14 protein-coding genes are annotated in these 16,697 nt (G+C 43.2%); 8 read left to right on the top strand and 6 right to left on the bottom strand.

The window, feature by feature from the left end; all coding sequences use genetic code 11:
- Positions 1-143 precede the first annotated feature (143 nt).
- Positions 144-1,361: a Tm-1-like ATP-binding domain-containing protein gene (locus tag LZF95_RS01965; protein ID WP_233753307.1), complete on the top strand. Its 1,218-nt coding sequence runs from the start codon at positions 144-146 to the stop codon at positions 1,359-1,361.
- 195 nt (positions 1,362-1,556) lie between these two features.
- Complete coding sequence (locus LZF95_RS01960) at positions 1,557-2,417, top strand: phosphoenolpyruvate hydrolase family protein (protein WP_233753306.1); 861 nt, start codon at positions 1,557-1,559, stop codon at positions 2,415-2,417.
- Between the two features lie 140 nt (positions 2,418-2,557).
- Here LZF95_RS01960 and LZF95_RS01955 read toward each other — a convergent pair whose 3' ends face one another.
- The 3 genes from LZF95_RS01955 to LZF95_RS01945 all read right to left on the bottom strand — a co-directional run bounded on the left by LZF95_RS01955 (position 2,558) and on the right by LZF95_RS01945 (position 5,746).
- On the bottom strand, positions 2,558-3,421 hold the full coding sequence (locus LZF95_RS01955; RefSeq protein WP_233753305.1) for a sugar phosphate isomerase/epimerase: 864 nt from the start codon (positions 3,419-3,421) through the stop codon (positions 2,558-2,560).
- A gap of 87 nt (positions 3,422-3,508) precedes the next feature.
- Positions 3,509-5,203, bottom strand: a complete 1,695-nt coding sequence (locus LZF95_RS01950; RefSeq protein ID WP_233753304.1) for a GMC oxidoreductase — start codon at positions 5,201-5,203, stop codon at positions 3,509-3,511.
- A 6-nt stretch (positions 5,204-5,209) separates the two neighbouring features.
- Positions 5,210-5,746, bottom strand: a complete 537-nt coding sequence (locus LZF95_RS01945; protein WP_233753303.1) for a gluconate 2-dehydrogenase subunit 3 family protein — start codon at positions 5,744-5,746, stop codon at positions 5,210-5,212.
- Between the two features lie 311 nt (positions 5,747-6,057).
- On the opposite strand from LZF95_RS01945, the gene LZF95_RS01940 reads away from it, so the two are divergent.
- Positions 6,058-7,170, top strand: a complete 1,113-nt coding sequence (locus LZF95_RS01940; protein ID WP_233753302.1) for a glycoside hydrolase family 43 protein — start codon at positions 6,058-6,060, stop codon at positions 7,168-7,170.
- A gap of 360 nt (positions 7,171-7,530) precedes the next feature.
- On the opposite strand, the gene LZF95_RS01935 is transcribed toward LZF95_RS01940, so the two are convergent.
- Positions 7,531-9,870 (bottom strand): patatin-like phospholipase family protein, encoded by a 2,340-nt coding sequence (locus LZF95_RS01935; protein WP_233753301.1) that lies wholly within the window; start codon positions 9,868-9,870, stop codon positions 7,531-7,533.
- Between the two features lie 498 nt (positions 9,871-10,368).
- On the opposite strand from LZF95_RS01935, the gene LZF95_RS01930 reads away from it, so the two are divergent.
- The 4 genes from LZF95_RS01930 to LZF95_RS01915 all read left to right on the top strand — a co-directional run bounded on the left by LZF95_RS01930 (position 10,369) and on the right by LZF95_RS01915 (position 14,802).
- Complete coding sequence (locus tag LZF95_RS01930) at positions 10,369-11,361, top strand: cytochrome c (RefSeq protein WP_233753300.1); 993 nt, start codon at positions 10,369-10,371, stop codon at positions 11,359-11,361.
- A 285-nt stretch (positions 11,362-11,646) separates the two neighbouring features.
- Positions 11,647-12,027: a hypothetical protein gene (locus LZF95_RS01925; protein ID WP_233753299.1), complete on the top strand. Its 381-nt coding sequence runs from the start codon at positions 11,647-11,649 to the stop codon at positions 12,025-12,027.
- A gap of 63 nt (positions 12,028-12,090) precedes the next feature.
- Positions 12,091-14,304: a TonB-dependent siderophore receptor gene (locus LZF95_RS01920; RefSeq protein WP_233753298.1), complete on the top strand. Its 2,214-nt coding sequence runs from the start codon at positions 12,091-12,093 to the stop codon at positions 14,302-14,304.
- Positions 14,305-14,445: 141 nt separating this feature from the next.
- Entirely contained in the window at positions 14,446-14,802 is a 357-nt protein-coding gene (locus LZF95_RS01915) for a heavy-metal-associated domain-containing protein (RefSeq protein WP_233753297.1), read from the top strand.
- A gap of 75 nt (positions 14,803-14,877) precedes the next feature.
- Here LZF95_RS01915 and LZF95_RS01910 read toward each other — a convergent pair whose 3' ends face one another.
- Both LZF95_RS01910 and LZF95_RS01905 read right to left on the bottom strand, forming a co-directional pair.
- Complete coding sequence (locus tag LZF95_RS01910) at positions 14,878-15,015, bottom strand: hypothetical protein (protein WP_233753296.1); 138 nt, start codon at positions 15,013-15,015, stop codon at positions 14,878-14,880.
- Positions 15,016-15,084: 69 nt separating this feature from the next.
- Complete coding sequence (locus LZF95_RS01905) at positions 15,085-15,834, bottom strand: DeoR/GlpR family DNA-binding transcription regulator (RefSeq protein WP_233753295.1); 750 nt, start codon at positions 15,832-15,834, stop codon at positions 15,085-15,087.
- A 175-nt stretch (positions 15,835-16,009) separates the two neighbouring features.
- Between LZF95_RS01905 and LZF95_RS01900 the strand changes: the two genes are divergently transcribed.
- A complete protein-coding gene (locus LZF95_RS01900; protein WP_233753294.1) occupies positions 16,010-16,693 on the top strand; it encodes an N-acetylmuramoyl-L-alanine amidase in 684 nt (227 codons plus the stop codon).
- Positions 16,694-16,697: the final 4 nt, after the last annotated feature.

Below are 16,697 nucleotides of genomic sequence, written 5' to 3'. Positions count from 1 at the left end.
TTTGGATACTTAAATATTAGAAGGTTTCGTCTTCGCTCAACCAGACAGGAAAACCTGACTATGAAACCGCTCCATTATAGATTGGTATGTGGTCTAGCTCAGTGACACAGACCGAAACTAAATAATAAACAATTGAATGTAAAATGACCCAAAAACCTACCATTCTAATGCTTGGCTGTTTTGACACGAAAGGTGAAATTTTCGCTTTCCTGCGAGACTGCCTGTTGGCTGAAGGAGCCAAGGTATTGGCAGTGAATGTAGGGGTCTTAGGTTCGACAGAGCTTTTTCCTGTCGATATAAAAACAGCGGAAATCTGTGAAGCCGCAGGAGAAAAGTTAGAAGCAGTGAGGATAAAAAACGACCGGGGCTATGCCATGGATATCATGGGGCATGGTGCGGCAAAAATTTTAGCCAATCTTCATCGGCAAAATAAATTTGATGCTGTCATCGGCATGGGTGGAGGAAGTGGTACTTATGTCACGCTGAAGGCTATGCAATTCCTACCCTTGGGATTGCCGAAAATCTGCATTTCCACACTTGCCAGCAAAGATCTATCAGATCTAATCGGAGTTAAGGATATTTTACTAATGCCATCAGTCGTGGATGTGGCAGCGTTGAATAGTATTATCAAGCCCATCATACAGCAAGCCGCCGCAGCGCTGGTAGCCATGAGCAGAGTACAAATCCCACAAGCAACAACCAATACCAAGCGGATAGCAATCAGTATGTTTGGAAACACCAGCACTTGTGTGGACTACTGTACCCAAATGCTGGAAGCGAAAGGCTACGAAGTAATGAACTTCCATGCCAATGGTGTGGGTGGAAAAGCCTTGGAAAGCCTTACTCTGGAAGGATGTTTTTCGGGTATTTTGGACATTACCACTACCGAATTGGCGGATGAGCTTTGTGGTGGTATTTGCAGTGCCGGATCTAGCCGGCTGGAAGCCGCGGGGAAACAGGGAATTCCTCAGGTGGTTGTGCCCGGCTGTATGGATATGGTTAATTTTGGGACTATGGATTCTGTGCCGGAGAAGTATAAAAACCGTCAATTGTATGCTTGGGTACCGACCGTCACGCTGATGCGAACCAATGAAAAAGAAAACCGAGATTTGGGCAAGATTTTGGCAGGGAAGCTAAATCAATCCCCCGGAGAGGTAGCCGTTCTTTTCCCGGAAAAAGGAATATCCCAAATTGATGCGGAAGGGAATGTTTTTCATAATCCTAAATCAAATGAAGAGCTTTCTAAATCCATTCAGGAAAACTTGAAATCCGGGATACCTTTTATCAACTTGCCTTTTCATATTAACGAAAAGGAATTTGCCAGGGCAGCGGTGGAGAGATTGCTTGAGATGATTGAGTGATAGATTTTTCGGTCTGTGAGTACACAGACCGAGACCTTGGTAAGGTGAGGGGGCAAGATTGTAAGCTACATTCAGCTACTAGAGAAGCAGGATAACTTTAGAAGAAGGACAGTCTTAATCAGCGAAAATCCCCCTCTTTTTCTGCGATTATCTGCGGGAAAAATAGAAAAAATAGAAAAATAAAAATTAGAAACTATGCCAAATCCATGGACAGGAAAGGGAAACCCCTACACCAGACAGGAAGTAAGAGACAGACTCAAAGAAACCTTGACCCAGAAGAAAGCCATCATTGCAGCAGGTGCGGGCACAGGCATTTCTGCCAAATTCATTGAAAAAGGAGGAGCCGATCTCCTGATTATTTATAATTCTGGGAGATTCAGGATGTCAGGGCATGGCTCCACAGCTGGATTGATGGCCTATGGCGATGCCAATGCCGTAGCCATGGAAATCGGGGAATTTGAAGTACTTCCCATAGTGGAAGAAATCCCGGTGATCTGCGGAGTGCATGGATCTGATCCACGCAGAAGAATCTGGCATCATCTATTGAAAGTGAAGGAAATGGGCTTTTCCGGGATCAACAATTTCCCTACCCACTCCATAGTTGACGGTCATTTCCGACAGGTATTGGAAGAAACAGGAATGGGATTCGACAAAGAAGTGGAAATGGTGCGTATAGCAGATAAAATGGACCTGTTCTCCATCGTCTATGTGGCGACGGCAGATGAAGCAAGACAGATGGCCGAAGCCGGTGCGGATGCCATCATTTCCCATGTGGGCACCACAGTGGGCGGCTCTATCGGCGTCACCGGAGCGAGCTGCAGTATGGATGAGGCTATAGAAAGAACAAACCAAATCGTAGCCGCTGCCAAAGCTGTCAATCCGCACTTATTCTTTCTGGCACATGGCGGCCCTATCAACACCCCGGATGATGTGCGGGTGATATTGGACAAAGCTGATGTGCATGGCTTCGTCGGTGCTTCTTCACTGGAAAGGATGGGGGTGGAAGAGTCGCTGACCAACCTTACCCGAGAGTTTAAAAAACTAACGATTAAGTAATCTACATTTCTAAAAGAAGGAGAAAATCACTTACTGCATAGATTTTTCCAAGTATCCAATAAAAACAAGAGCCAGACTAGCCCCCAATTAGTCTGGTTTTTGTTCAATATGTGATAAAATGCTTTAATCAACAGTAATCTTCAATACTTCAAGCTCTTCAGGTAGGCAATGCTTTTCGGGAGATTTTCCAATTCCTCATCGCTTTCGTCTTCTAAAAACATATGTTTGATCCCGATTTTGTTTGACTCTCTCAAAATTCCCGGTAGATCCAATTCTCCAGTACCGAGGACAACATCATTTTCTGGACCAGTCAGTCCGGTCATATCCTTAGGTGCGCCCTTTCTAAGATCTTTCAGATGAAGAGAGACCCAACGATCACCGTATTTCTTCAATAAAGCTACCGGGTCAGCACCTCCAAAATGCGTCCACATCACATCCATCTGGAAAGAAACGTATGTGGGATCCGTATTTTCAACCATGTAGTCAAATAAAGTCCCCTTTTGATATGGCTGGAATTCATAGCCGTGAACATGATATTTGAAGATAATGCCATTCTCTGCCAGCACTTTCCCTCCTTCATTAAATGCCTTGATAGCGCGGTCAGCATTTGCTTTGGTGAAGTCACCATCATGTGGGATCCATGCTACCATCACATACTTTGCTCCCAAAGCCTTCGCCTTATCAGCCACTTGCTGGGGATCTGCCTCCAAGGCTTCGAATCCTGTCCCTGTTGATGGAATACTGATCCCTCTCTCTTTGCAAAGCTTTACAAATTCCTCGGCAGACATACCTTTCGGTGCTCCGCCTTCCAGCTCTTTGAATCCCAATTCCTGGATGATATCTAACGTAGCCTCCACTCCGTTTTCCCAATGATTCCGGAAGGAATAGGACTGCACGCCCAAAGGAACCTGAAGCAGTGGGTCGCCTTGTTGCTGGGCAAAAGCGAGGATAGGAACTATACTGCTCAGAAGTATGGAAAGGAAAAATAAATTTAGTTTTTTCATTGAATGTGATTTAATAAATAGGATGGGAAACTAGTAATGGAGTCGTTGATAGAATTCTCAGTCTCAATGGTTAAGGACAAGACATACTTATAAATTTCGCCTGTTCAGCTCATCCACGGCATAATTTGCAGCCCGTGCAGTCAAAGCCATAAAGGTCAGCGTAGGATTTTGCGTACTGGTACTGGTCATGCAAGCTCCGTCAGTGACGAAGACATTTTTGCAATGATGGAGCTGGTTGTATTTGTTCAGCAGAGAAGTCTTGGGGTCATGTCCCATTCGTACCCCACCCATCTCGTGGATATCCGAGCCCGGATCAGCATGAGAATCCTCTACCTTGATGTGGGTAAATCCAGCTTTCTCATACATCAATGTCTGCTGCTCCACAAAATCCACTACCATTTTATCGTCATTTTCTTTCCACTCCACGGACAGGATAATCTGGGGAATACCATATTTATCCACCTGATCAGTACTGAGCCGCATGTGATTATCCTCCACAGGCACAGTTTCTCCCTGCATCCAGGAAGCCATATGCCAGACTCCGTATTGTTGGTTCAGAAGATTATCCCGAAGCTGATCGCCGATCATGCTGGTATCTGAGCCTAAAGCTCTACCTCCTGACATTCCTATCGAATATCCTCGGAGAAAATCTGTGTCTTGCCGGAAAACATTCCTGAATCTAGGCACATAGGCATGCCCCGGATTTCTTCCGTCATTGAATTTGTCCAAAAAACCCTCGAAGCTTGCGCTTCCTTTACCACGGTAATTATGGCAAGCCAAATATTTACCCATCAGTCCATTTTCATTTCCTATTCCTTCAGAAAAAGTAGATGATTTAGAATTGAGGAGAATAGCATTGGAGGCAATAGTAGAGGCATTTACGAAGATGATTTTCGCATAAAACTCTATCGCTTCCTTGGTATTTCTGTCGATGATCCGTACACCTGTCGCTTTGCCTTTAGCATCATCGTAGATGATGGACTCCACTACTGCATCGGGACGGACTGTCAAATTCCCCGTCTTTTCTGCCCATGGCAAAGTAGAGGCATTAGAGGAAAAGTAGCCCCCGTAAACACAACCCCGGTTGCACATGGCCTGATGCTGGCACTTATTTCTTCCTTGTTGTCTGTGGATTTCCTGAGGATCTGTGAGGTGTGCACATCTCCCCTGGATCAGATACCTGTTGTCAAAATTAGCAGCCAGCTGCTCCTTGTAATAGTTCTCAATACAGCTCAATTCAAACCCTGGCATCACATCGGAATCCGGTAACTCGGCCAAGCCATCCTTGTTGCCAGCTATACCCGCAAATTTTTCCACATAAGCATACCAAGGTTCTATATCCTTATAGCGGATCGGCCAGTCCACCGCAAATCCATCCCGTATAGGGCCTTCATAATCAAAATCACTCCATCGCTGGGTTGCCCTGGCCCAGAGCAGGGACTTCCCCCCTACATGATAGCCCCGAAACCAACGAAAGGGCTTTTCCTGTATGATAGGCTGCTCATCCTCTGCCAAAGCCCAATGCGCAGTCTCCTCCCTCAGCCACCGGCTCCCCCCCATTCCTGATCTTCTCTCCAACGGTACAGCACCACGAAATTCGAATTCCCATGGAGCTTTGGAAGCAGTCGGGTAATCTTCAATGTGCCTTACCATCCTGCCACGTTCAAGAACAAGTGTTTTCAATCCCTTTTCTGTTAATTCTTTGGCTGCCCAGCCTCCGCTGGCACCAGAACCTATCACAATCGCGTCATAGGTTCTTTTCTCTTTTGAATCTTGTAGCATGTCGTATCAGGCTTGAAGGGGAAGATCTACACACCCGTGATAAAACCCAGGAGCTACTTTGTAATTGCCATAATCCACCAATACTTCTTTGGCAGTGGTAAACCCTAAAATGCATTCCGTTTTCACCATGTCAAAAAAGGCATTGTCTGATTCGGATTCCGACAAAGCCAACTGCAGCAGTAAGGATTCGCGTTCTTCTTTAGAACTTTTTAAAAAGCCTTTCTTATCCAATATCGAAAGCTGAAATTTGATTTGATCCTGATCTTCCTTCTCATAGCAATGCTCAAAAAGACTAATCATATAAATATCTGTACCTGTGCTGATTGCACCGATTGGCTCGACATCAGGAGCGGGGATTTTTGGAGGTAAGCCTGAAGGGATAATAGTATCAGCGATTGCAGAAATGAGTTTTTCTTCCTTTGCGGAAAAAAAGCCTGTGTGGCCCATGCCATCCAGCAGCTGCCATTTCCAGTCTGCCAGCACCAGCCCTGCAATTCCAACTGCAGTCCCACCTAAGATTTTGAGGGATTTTCTTCGGTTCATAAATAGGTTAGATTGGGTATATCAATTCCTAATATACTGAAAAGTATGGACCGCTACTTGGGTAATACTCAAAAGGTAAAACAACTATTTCAACGGATTTTCCTGAAGCATCACTTTCTAAAACCCTAGTTTTTCCCTGTAAATGATAGAATAATCCAAATTTCAAATTATCTTGAAGTATTTAACAAACAAACCTATTTATGAAATCGAGCATCTCGAGAGCGACACACATTGTGATGATTATAAGCCATGCGAGATTCCACCTGCCTGCCGGCAGGCAGGTGTGACCATTAAAAATCAATTATAAACACATGAAAAACCTATTTAACCTAGTTCCGGCTTGTTGCGCCGTCGTGTTGTTGGCATCCTGTAGCAAAACAACCGAAACGAACGAAACAGTCCCAGAAACGGAGGTAACCGACAGCATCGCTTCCAAGTATCTTTCGCAACCTTTGATTTCTGACCATTACACGGCGGATCCCTCTGCCCATGTTTTTGACGGAAAAATATACATCTACCCTTCTCACGATGTAGAGTCCGAGGTGCCAGAAGATGATCTTGGAGCACATTTCAACATGATGGATTACCATGTTTACTCTATGGATTCGCCCAGCTCGCCTATAGTGGATGCAGGTAAAGTCCTTGGCGTAGATGATATTCCTTGGGCTAAAAGACAACTTTGGGCACCTGATGCAGCAGAGAAGGACGGTAACTATTACCTATACTTTCCGGCAAAGGATGAAAATGATATTTTCAAAATCGGTGTTGCCATGGGCGAGTCACCTACTGGCCCTTTTACCGCCCAGCCCGAGCCTATCAAAGGAAGCTATAGCATAGATCCTTCCGTATATGAAGATACTGACGGGTCTTACTACATGTATTTCGGTGGAATCTGGGGCGGTCAGCTGCAGAAGTACAGAAACAATAAATTCGATGATAAAGGGCCAGCCCCTACTGATGGTCTTCCCGCTGATGATCAGCCGGCTTTGGGACCAATAATCGCAAAAATGAGTGCAGACATGCTCCAATTTGCTGAAACGCCAAAAGAAATCAAAATCCTGGATGAGAATGGCTCACCGATTTTGAATGGGGATAATGACAGAAGGTTCTTCGAAGCCGCATGGGTCCATAAATACAATGGAACATACTACCTATCCTATTCTACTGGAGACACGCACTATATAGCTTATGCTACAGCTGACAATCCATACGGTCCATTCACATATCAGGGAGTAGTACTAAACCCAGTGGATGGATGGACCAATCACCATTCGATCGTGGAAGTGGACGGAGATTGGTATATTTTCTACCACGACACCCAACTATCCGGGAAGACACATCTGAGAAACATCAAGATGGCACCTTTAAAACACTTGGAAGATGGTTCGATCGAAACAATTGACCCGGTTAATCAATCAAACTAAAACTTATCCTTAGGATTGTCAACTAGCAAGCCATTGTCTCACTTCATAGGAGACAATGGCTTTATTTTTTTATGTGATTATCGGCAATGATACCAGTTAGCATATTTTCCTTGCTTTGCTGGATAGAAGACAGCAGAGGGAAGAGGCTTTGATACTAGTGAATGGCTTGGTTGCTATGGGATCCAACACAAGTTAACCACATAATCAAGCATCACGATCACACCCCAGATAAGCAAACTGGCTCCTTGCTTCTTGGCTCCTACCTCCAGTAGGCAAGCTTGACTCTTGATTCTAACATCTTTCTACTTATGACTTCTACTTGTCATACTTATTACTAGTTCTGAGTTCTAAAAATCCATCCTACCTGTCTGAATAATTGAAAGAAAAGCCCAGTGAAAAATAGGCCCTGAGTTTTCGGTCTTTGGAATTAGAACCAAGCCCTGCACTTATAGGCCCCAGTATGGACTGGTAGCTTATGTCTGCACCATAGCCCAAGTAATGGTCTTCTTGCAATACCTGATTGAAAAAATCCGGATCCTGGAAGGGAAGGTGCTCACTGTACCCCAGCATGTTGGCGCCCGCCCTGAGGTAAATCTTTGGAAAGGGGATATACTGAAAATCCGCTCCAACCTTCAGGTAATTACTAGTCTGCACTTCCGCATAGTTCAACCCTCGAAATCGGACATCTGTAAATCGAATGTTCTGATAGCCGCCAACAAAGTTTTGGCTAAAAATCTTTTCCTCTCCTTCACCTGAAAAAACTATTGCCCCCCCAATCTCCGGTATTAATTGCCATTTGAATCCTAGTGAAAAAAACTTGGTGTACCTACCAAGAACAGTTAGATAGGGATTAGGGGTGATTTCCTTTACAAAGTCATCTAATAAACTAACCGGGATTTGTACTGGCCCCGTACCAGAATTGATGTTTACAGAATCTACTCCAGGAAGTAATTTAATTCTAAGCCAGTCTTTGAAATGAAGTGTGGCCTGAAGCAGGCTCTCGGCTCCATTTGTGGGGAAATTACGGTCGTTCTGGGAATTCCTATAATACTGTCCCCTACCGCCTAAAAAATTTTGATGTGCACTTTTCAAATTCTCTACCTCTGACACAGAAAACCTGTACCTGGATCTGTTAAGATCCATCACACCACCCAGATAAAATGCCTGCTTTAGTGAAGAAGTGGTAATTACCTGCATTTCGATTCGTGTGTTCCGTCCTATTTCCACCTGCTCTTCTTCTCCATTTTCATAGATCGGCAACTGCTGTCTGAGGTGATTTACACGGAAATTAAAAGCAAAATTCTTATTTACTCCAGTGTATTTGTAATAATCCAGTCTCAGCTTAGGATTTTCAGACACATCGGCCAACAAAACTGTACGGGAATTATGTCCCAGCACATCTCTGGCCGTAAGGTTTAAAAGCACTCCGGCAGAAAACTGGTCATCATAATGTATAGCAGTGCTTAAAAGAGTACTTGGTTTTTCCTTGATCCGGATTTTCATATCATATTCATCCTCTAGGCCTTTTTCAAGGGTATAATCCACCTTATAAAATCCATTCATTCCAAAAACCCTTCGCACACCTGCTTCCAGTTCTTCCCTGTTCACCTGATCCCCTTCCTTCATATCCAACTTAGACCGGATTAAGTCTGTTGAAAAAAGCCGGTTTCCTACAATCGAAAGCTCTCCCAATCTTACAGAATCTTTAGCCTCTTTCAATCCTTGAACAAAGTATTTTCTTCCAAGACTATCAGCCAGATGCTGAAACTGAGGGTAGAATTCCTCTCCTGTCCTAACCCCTACTTCCAAAATCTCACTATATGCAGAAAAACTTCCCGTAGAAAAGCCCTTTAGATCCGGTTTGATATAAATATCCGTGGCATTAATATGTGCCTGGGTTACACTTAAGGAAGGCGCCATTGCCAGCTGCATCAAAATACCTCCAAAGCCACCAAGCTCGTCAATTTCCTGAAAATCCTCAAAGCTGACATTCACCCCAATAACAATATCAGCCCCCATCTCCCGCACGACATCTACAGGGAAATTATTCACCACTCCTCCATCTACCACTGATGTGCTGTCCAACTGGAAAGCTGTAAAAGCTGTGGGAATAGCAATGGAAGCACGGATGGCATCCTGAAGATACCCTCCATCGAATACCATTGCTTTGCCAGTTCTGATATCAGTAGCCACGCATCGAAAAGGAATTGGGAAATCATCAAAACTCCTGTAGGAATTTGCCGGCCAAGTAAAATAGTGGAGCACATCAGATAGCACCTGACCTTCTATCAAGCCTGAGGGGAAAGCAATTTTCCCCTCCACCATAGGAAATTCAACTAAGTACCTGTTGTAGTATTCTTTCTCCTCGAAAGCAATATCCTTGAAGCTAACCCGGTTACTGATCACAAGACCCCAATCGATACTTTCTATAATCTCTTCAAGCTGATCCGCACTGTATCCCAACGAATAGAGCCCGCCAACTACTGCCCCCATACTGGTACCTACGATATAATCCGGTCGGATCCCTGCTTTCTCCAGAGATTTGAGTATTCCTACATGTGCAATTCCTTTGGCCCCGCCCCCGCTGAGCACCAAACCGATTTTTGGTCCAGCTTCAGTTTCATTAGCCGATTGGGAAATAGCAGGAACCATCCCAAAGCAGAAAAATATAAGAAAGAAAAGCACTGAAAATCTTAACATTGGCTTATACATCAAAACAGCATAAATCTGCCAATAATTATTTAAATGACGATCAAAAATTTGTATTCTTTAAAACATTTAATGGACTGGTCACTCAGAATTTTCGGGTTCCCTATCCATAGAAGCACTGTTTAGGGAAAAGTGCGCTCTCTAATCAAACACTGAAAACTTAACCAACGGAAAGCAACTAACATGTTTAGAACATGAAGTCAAAGGGTATCACTGCTTTTTTATCCAAATACCTGAAAAACAATTTAAACCCTTAAGTAAAATCTAGCCTAGGCGGTAATATTATATTTAATCAAGATTTTTTAAGACGATTCCTTTTTATATAAAATATTTTAACTCACTTATAATCAAGATATTGCAATAAAAAGTAAATTTCATATCAGAAAAAATTTTTAAATATGAAATCAAGCATGTCGCAGGCGACACATAGAGAGATGATTATCTACTATGCGAGATTCCATGTGACCTATAAAAATCAAAAATAAACACATGAAAAAGGCATTTAAAATTCTCTCCTACCTAGCGATTGCTCTTGTTTTACTGGTCATAATAGGAATCGCATTTGTCAGTTTCACCTATCCAAGAGTCAAATCTGCGCCCGACCTGACTATAGACAAAACTCCCGACCGGGTAGCAAGGGGCGCATATCTGGCAAACCATGTGACCGTATGTGTGGACTGTCATTCCACCCGGGATTTCTCCTTGTTTTCAGGGCCCATAGTTCCTGGAACCATAGGCTCAGGAGGCGATGTATTCGATCATAGTATGGGATTCCCTGGGATATTTTATGCTAAAAATATTACCCCAGCAGGAATATCCGATTATACTGATGGGGAGCTCTTTAGATTGATTACTACAGGAGTGACCAATGAGGGAAGGGCAATGTTTCCATTGATGCCCTATTCCTATTATGGCAAAATGGACCCAGAGGATATTTACGATATCATAGCCTACGTCCGGAGTCTGGAACCTGTAGAAAATGAAGTTCCTGAGTCTAAAGCAGATTTCCCGGTTAACATCATTCTCAAAACGATTCCTAAAGACGGCTCACCGGTGGATAAACCTGTGAAAAGTGATCTAATAGCATATGGAAAATACCTAACCAATGCTGCCTCCTGTGCTGAATGCCATACTCCCATCAATCAGCAAGGCGTGATTTTACCTGACAAGTTGTATTCAGGGGGCCGTGAATTTGCTTTTCCTGATGGCTCAGTGGTTCGCTCTTCAAACATTACCCAAGATACTGAATCCGGTATTGGTACTTGGACTGAGGGAATGTTTGTGAGGAAATTTAAACAGTACCTTGACTCAGCGTACCAATTACCAAAAGTGGCTCCTGGGGAATACAACAGTATCATGCCATGGATGATGTATGCCGGTATGGAAGAACATGATCTCAAAGCAATTTATACATATCTTAAAACTATAGAACCAATACCTAATTCGGTAGTAAAATTCTCACCTCCTGTGTCTTCTGAATAAGAAATTCACTCAATTTGTATAGGTTTTTCGTACTGCTTAAAATCATTACAAATTTAAAGGTCTTTTTGTCCACCATATTTCAAATAATCAGCCAGACCTTATAGCTCTAGCTTACAGAAAAAAGCTCAAGAAAATCTGTAGGACATAGACCGAAACCTATTTTATCGTTTCCCGTTGGAAAAATGGGTTTTTATTTCAATGAAGAAATAGCGACCTTTGTACCAATCACGAAAATCATAATCGTCTCAGCAATCCGATATACACTTAAAAAATTTCACAGTTTTAATGAGATCGTTCATTTCCTCCATAATGCTGCTTTTTTTTCTGGCAGGTCAGTTCAATCTGACTTTGGCAGCGCACTATTGTGGTGATGAACTAAAAAGCACAGAGGTAACTATCGTACCGGAAAAGCAAGAATGCTGCGGAGATGAGGGTCGGACTATTGAACCCGATTGCTGCTTTGACGAATACGCCAGCTCAGAGTCTGATGATTATTTCGGCAAAGCGGATTTTCAAATCGAGATTTCCCCGGAATTTATATTAGCCTATGTGCTGACTATCCCAGGCCATCAGTTAGAAGATATTCAGCTTATTGATTCGGATTGTCTTTTTCCCCAAAGGCCTACCCCTGATCTCAACATTCTCTATCAATCCCTGCTGATTTAAAAACTGCTTGATTTTTATTCGCCTTAGGCGAAATGCAATCTATTTCCTAACAAGCAGTAACTAATGAAATCAATAATCCTATTTATTGGATGCATGATTGTTTCTTCTTTGGTCTTGGCACAGCACAAAGTCCATGGTAAAGTACAGTCAGTATCCCAAGAGCCCCTAATCGGGGCAAGCATCAAGGTTTTGGAAAAAACCTATGGTGCCGTGAGCGATGTAAATGGTCATTTCCAGTTAGAAAACATACTAGCTACAGATCGGTTGGTTGTGTCCTATCTGGGCTATGAAGCGGATACTATCACCCCTCAATTTGACAGACATATGACCATTACACTTCAGGAAAATGGTGAAAACCTGGAAGGGGTGACCGTACGTTCACGCTCCGAATCAATAGTTGAAGAGGCTCCATTCCTCAACATTCTTATCACAGAAAGTGAGCTGCAAAAAGCTGCATGCTGCAATCTGTCGGAGAGCTTTGAGACCAATGCTTCGGTGGATGTCTCCTATGCAGATGCTGTCACCGGCACCAAAATGATCCAGATGATGGGGTTGGATGGAAGATATGTGATGATCAGCAGGGAAGGGATCCCCAATATCCGAGGATTGAACTCCCGGCTTGGATTGACTTATGTGCCCGGAACCTGGATCCAATCTATAGATGTGGGCAAAGGTGCCGGAACCGTAATCAATGGCTACGAATCCATGACAGGACAAATCAATGTGGATCTCTTCAAGCCGGAATCAATGGACAAATGGTACCTGAACGCCTACTTAAATTCATTTGGAAGAATAGAAGTCAATGCCAATCATCAACTCCCAATCAATGATAAGTGGAGCTCAGGTGTTTTGTTTCACGCCAGTCAGTTGGCTTCCGAGATCGACGGGAATGACGACGGCTTCATGGATCTTCCTAAATCACGACAAGTGAACTTTCTAAATCGATACAAGTATGAAGGAGATCGCTTAATGGCTCAAGTAGGCGTGAATTTGTTTATGTCAGATAATGCCGGTGGGCAAAAAGGTTTCGGTTTTAATTCTGATCTGGCTACAAGTAGTATGTATGGCTACCAAATGGACACCAGAAAAGCTGAGGTATTTGGTAAGCTGGGAATGATATATCCGGATAAACCGACCCAAAGCTGGGGATTCCAATATTCACTTTCCTACCAGGACTTCAGCGGAGGTGCGGGAAGAAGAATTTATAGCGGTATAGAAAAAACCGCCTATGGTAATTTCATCTATCAGAATATTATAGGTTCCAGTTTTCACCAATACAAGACAGGGGCTAGTTTTCTTTATGATGACTTTGAGGAGAGTTTTGACTCCAATACTGCGACAGGCCTTGATACAGTGATGTATAGAACTGAGAAAGTCCCTGGGCTGTTCTTTGAATATAACTATATCCCAAATGATAAAATCACTCTTGTAGCAGGAGCCAGGACGGATTTCCACAATCTCTTTGGCACCTATTTCACTCCGAGAGTTCATGCCAGATGGGAATTCGTCCCCAAATGGACGCTGAGAGGATCTGTGGGAAAAGGCTACCGCACCCCAAACGCGCTGATGGAAAACAGCTCTGTATGGATTTCTGCCAGAGAATTGGTGTTCAATGCGGAGCTGAAGCCAGAGGAATCCTGGAATAGCGGTATAAGCTTGGCGGGTAGTTTCGCATTGGATGATCGAGCATTAAACATCGTGGCGGATTATTTCTACACGGACTTTGTCAATCAGTTGGTATATGACCAGGACGTAAGTTCAGAACTACTAGTGATCAACAATCTCCACAAGGGATCTTTTGCAAAAAGTTTCCAGATTGAAGCCAGCTATCCACTGACGGAGAGGCTCGAAGCCAAAGCTGCTTACAAGCATTACGAGATGGTAATGACTACCAATGGTATGCTCCAGCAAATACCTCTGCAGAGCAGAGATCGTTTCTTTATGAATCTAGCTTACGCTACAAACTATGACAAATGGAAAGCTGACCTGACAGTAAACTGGAATGGCCCTATGCGTATACCCAATACCAGCGAGAGCCCGGCAGAATTCCGACAACCGGAAAAATCACCGGATTTCTTTATGGTAAATGCGCAGGTAAGCCGTGGATTCCGCTGGGGAAGCATTTATTTGGGAGGTGAAAACATATTAAATTTCAAACAATCAAATCCAATAACAGATCCAGAGAACCCTTTCGGGGAAAATTTCGATGCTTCCATGACTTGGGGGCCAATCGCCGGAAGAGTGATTTACTCTGGAATCAGGTATAAAATAAACTAACTAAAACCATGAAATCGAGCCTGCCTACCGGTAAGGCAGGCATGTCGATAACGACACACACTGGCATGTTTATGAACGCTGCTAGATTCCACCTGCCTGCCGGCAGGCAGGTGTTACCATTAAAAAAACAATTATAAACGCATGAAAAAGCTAATATTAACCCTCTTTATCGCAACGTTCGCTCTTGCGACCCAGGCACAGGTGAAAACAATCGGCATCAAAACCTCCGCCATCTGTGAGATGTGCAAAGCAACCTTGGAAAAGGATCTCACCTTCGAAAAAGGGGTGAAATCCGTAAACCTAGACCTAGATACCAAGGTATTGAATATTGCCTATCTGGATTCTAAAACGGATCCTGACAAACTAAGAAAGCGGATTACCATGGTAGGCTATCATGCTGACTCTATGAAAAGAGACCCAAAAGCATATGCCAAGCTGGATGAGTGCTGTAAAGACGGCGCCCACGATCATGACATCCCACAGAAAAAAGATAATTAAGCGTAAAAATGTGAGAATCCACTTCTTGAAAAAATTTCCATATGGTATTCATTTTCAAATAAATGAAATTTCCATTTATGTATATCCGCTTTCTGCCAGTAAAACAATAAAAGCATCATAGGATTCGGAAAACACCAGCGTCAAGGCCACTTCGGTCACCCGTCTTCGGTCTTCCGTCCAGTAAAGCAAAGAGAATAGGGTTACTGGCATCATTGCGGATAATCACATTTCCATTTTAATAATTGCAGTATTTCACACTTCTCGAAAACCTAAAAATTAACCTCACACCAACACCAAATCAAACGACCGAAATGCATCCAGCATTGGATCTGTAGGGTCAAGTTCTGTCACCAAAGTGTGAACTGCCGTCATATCACAGGTCTTGAATTTTTGCACAGAATGCAGCTTATCAGAAACCGTCAGAATGATCGTCTTCTTTGCAGCCCTGATCATCGCCTGTTTCACTTGTATGACCTCCCAATCAAATTCAGTCAGACCAAACTGGGCATCCAGATATCCTGTTCCTAGTATGCACAAATCCACCCGAAGCTGTGACAAGGAATTCACCACAGTCCCTCCTACAGCAAACTTTGCATCATGCAGCAGCTTTCCCCCAAGAAAAATCACCTCTACGTTTTCATGATCCAGCAGGGCCATAGCCACATGAAGGCTGGGTGTAAAGACTGTTAATTCCAACTTCCTCGGAATTAACTTTGCCACCTCCATATTGGTGGTACCTCCACTCATCAAAATGACCTGACCATCTGTAAGCAGTGATACCGTCTTTTCAGCTATGGATATTTTCTTGGACTTCAGGTAGATATTTCCGTCATCCTTGGTGAATGTCATAAAACCAAAGGATGTCGCTCCACCATGTACTTTTTTGAGTTTTTTTTCTTTGTCCAATTCTTTCACATCCCGTCTCACAGTGTCTATGGACACATTCAGGGACTCAGCCAGATCGTTCAGTAAAACTCTGTGATGCAGGTGAACCTGGTCCAGAATGTATTTTTGTCTCTCTTCTTTAAGCATGTTGTAAGGAGGTTGAATATGGGAAGCTACTAAAAACAGCAAAAACTTGCAAAAATTGGACAGGCGGAAGTTTTCCGGCAAAAAATAGCTAGAAACGCTCCCATTAACTCCATATTTATGGGTAGTTTAGTGGGAATATTATAAATAATTGCCCTTTGCAGGCTAAAAGCTGTCTATGAAATTGAATTCGAATCATCTCAATTGGCACCACATTACGCTCTTAGTGTTTTTGCTTTGTCAAAGTGCCTGCAGTCCAAAATCCACTTTTCGGATTATCGAAAAGCCAATCACCTGGAATAGTGAAAGAGAAGCACTTTCATTACAATACTTAAAGGAAAGGCATGGACTTGACAAAAAAAGTGCGTCTATTGAACCCAAAATGGTGGTGGTTCATTGGACGGCAATCAATACAATAGAGGTTACCTTTGATGTTTTTGACCCACCTGCTCTGGCAGGCAGGGAGGATTTGACCGGGGCAAGCTTGTTAAATGTATCCAGCCAATTCTTAATAGATAGAGACGGCACGATTTTTAGACTATTGCCGGACACTACATTTGCCAGACATACTATTGGACTGAATTATTTAGCCATCGGTGTAGAGAATATAGGTAGTGATAAAATGCCGTTGACCAAACAGCAGCTGAAAGCCAACGAAGAGCTTGTTAGATATTTAAAAAGCAAGTATGAAATCGACTATGTCATCGGCCATCATGAGTACCAAAATTTTCAAACCACTGAGCTTTGGAAAGAAGCGAACCCAGACTATCGTACCATAAAAACTGATCCTGGAGATTCCTTCATGAAAAAACTCCGAAAAAACCTGGAAGATTTAAATCTGAAACCTGTACCAACGCTTTGATTAC

The sequence above is a fragment of the Algoriphagus sp. AGSA1 genome (assembly GCF_021390545.1).
Taxonomy (GTDB): domain Bacteria; phylum Bacteroidota; class Bacteroidia; order Cytophagales; family Cyclobacteriaceae; genus Algoriphagus.
Note: the sequence above shows the minus strand (reverse complement) of the source record. Positions and strands in the feature narration are given on the sequence as shown.

Coding starts and splice junctions, on each gene's coding strand:
- LZF95_RS01965 (WP_233753307.1), top strand. CDS start 144: ATGACCCAAAAACCTACCATTCTAATGCTTGGCTGTTTTGACACGAAA.
- LZF95_RS01960 (WP_233753306.1), top strand. CDS start 1,557: ATGCCAAATCCATGGACAGGAAAGGGAAACCCCTACACCAGACAGGAA.
- LZF95_RS01955 (WP_233753305.1), bottom strand. CDS start 3,421: ATGAAAAAACTAAATTTATTTTTCCTTTCCATACTTCTGAGCAGTATA.
- LZF95_RS01950 (WP_233753304.1), bottom strand. CDS start 5,203: ATGCTACAAGATTCAAAAGAGAAAAGAACCTATGACGCGATTGTGATA.
- LZF95_RS01945 (WP_233753303.1), bottom strand. CDS start 5,746: ATGAACCGAAGAAAATCCCTCAAAATCTTAGGTGGGACTGCAGTTGGA.
- LZF95_RS01940 (WP_233753302.1), top strand. CDS start 6,058: ATGAAAAACCTATTTAACCTAGTTCCGGCTTGTTGCGCCGTCGTGTTG.
- LZF95_RS01935 (WP_233753301.1), bottom strand. CDS start 9,870: ATGTTAAGATTTTCAGTGCTTTTCTTTCTTATATTTTTCTGCTTTGGG.
- LZF95_RS01930 (WP_233753300.1), top strand. CDS start 10,369: ATGAAAAAGGCATTTAAAATTCTCTCCTACCTAGCGATTGCTCTTGTT.
- LZF95_RS01925 (WP_233753299.1), top strand. CDS start 11,647: ATGAGATCGTTCATTTCCTCCATAATGCTGCTTTTTTTTCTGGCAGGT.
- LZF95_RS01920 (WP_233753298.1), top strand. CDS start 12,091: ATGAAATCAATAATCCTATTTATTGGATGCATGATTGTTTCTTCTTTG.
- LZF95_RS01915 (WP_233753297.1), top strand. CDS start 14,446: ATGAAAAAGCTAATATTAACCCTCTTTATCGCAACGTTCGCTCTTGCG.
- LZF95_RS01910 (WP_233753296.1), bottom strand. CDS start 15,015: ATGATGCCAGTAACCCTATTCTCTTTGCTTTACTGGACGGAAGACCGA.
- LZF95_RS01905 (WP_233753295.1), bottom strand. CDS start 15,834: ATGCTTAAAGAAGAGAGACAAAAATACATTCTGGACCAGGTTCACCTG.
- LZF95_RS01900 (WP_233753294.1), top strand. CDS start 16,010: ATGAAATTGAATTCGAATCATCTCAATTGGCACCACATTACGCTCTTA.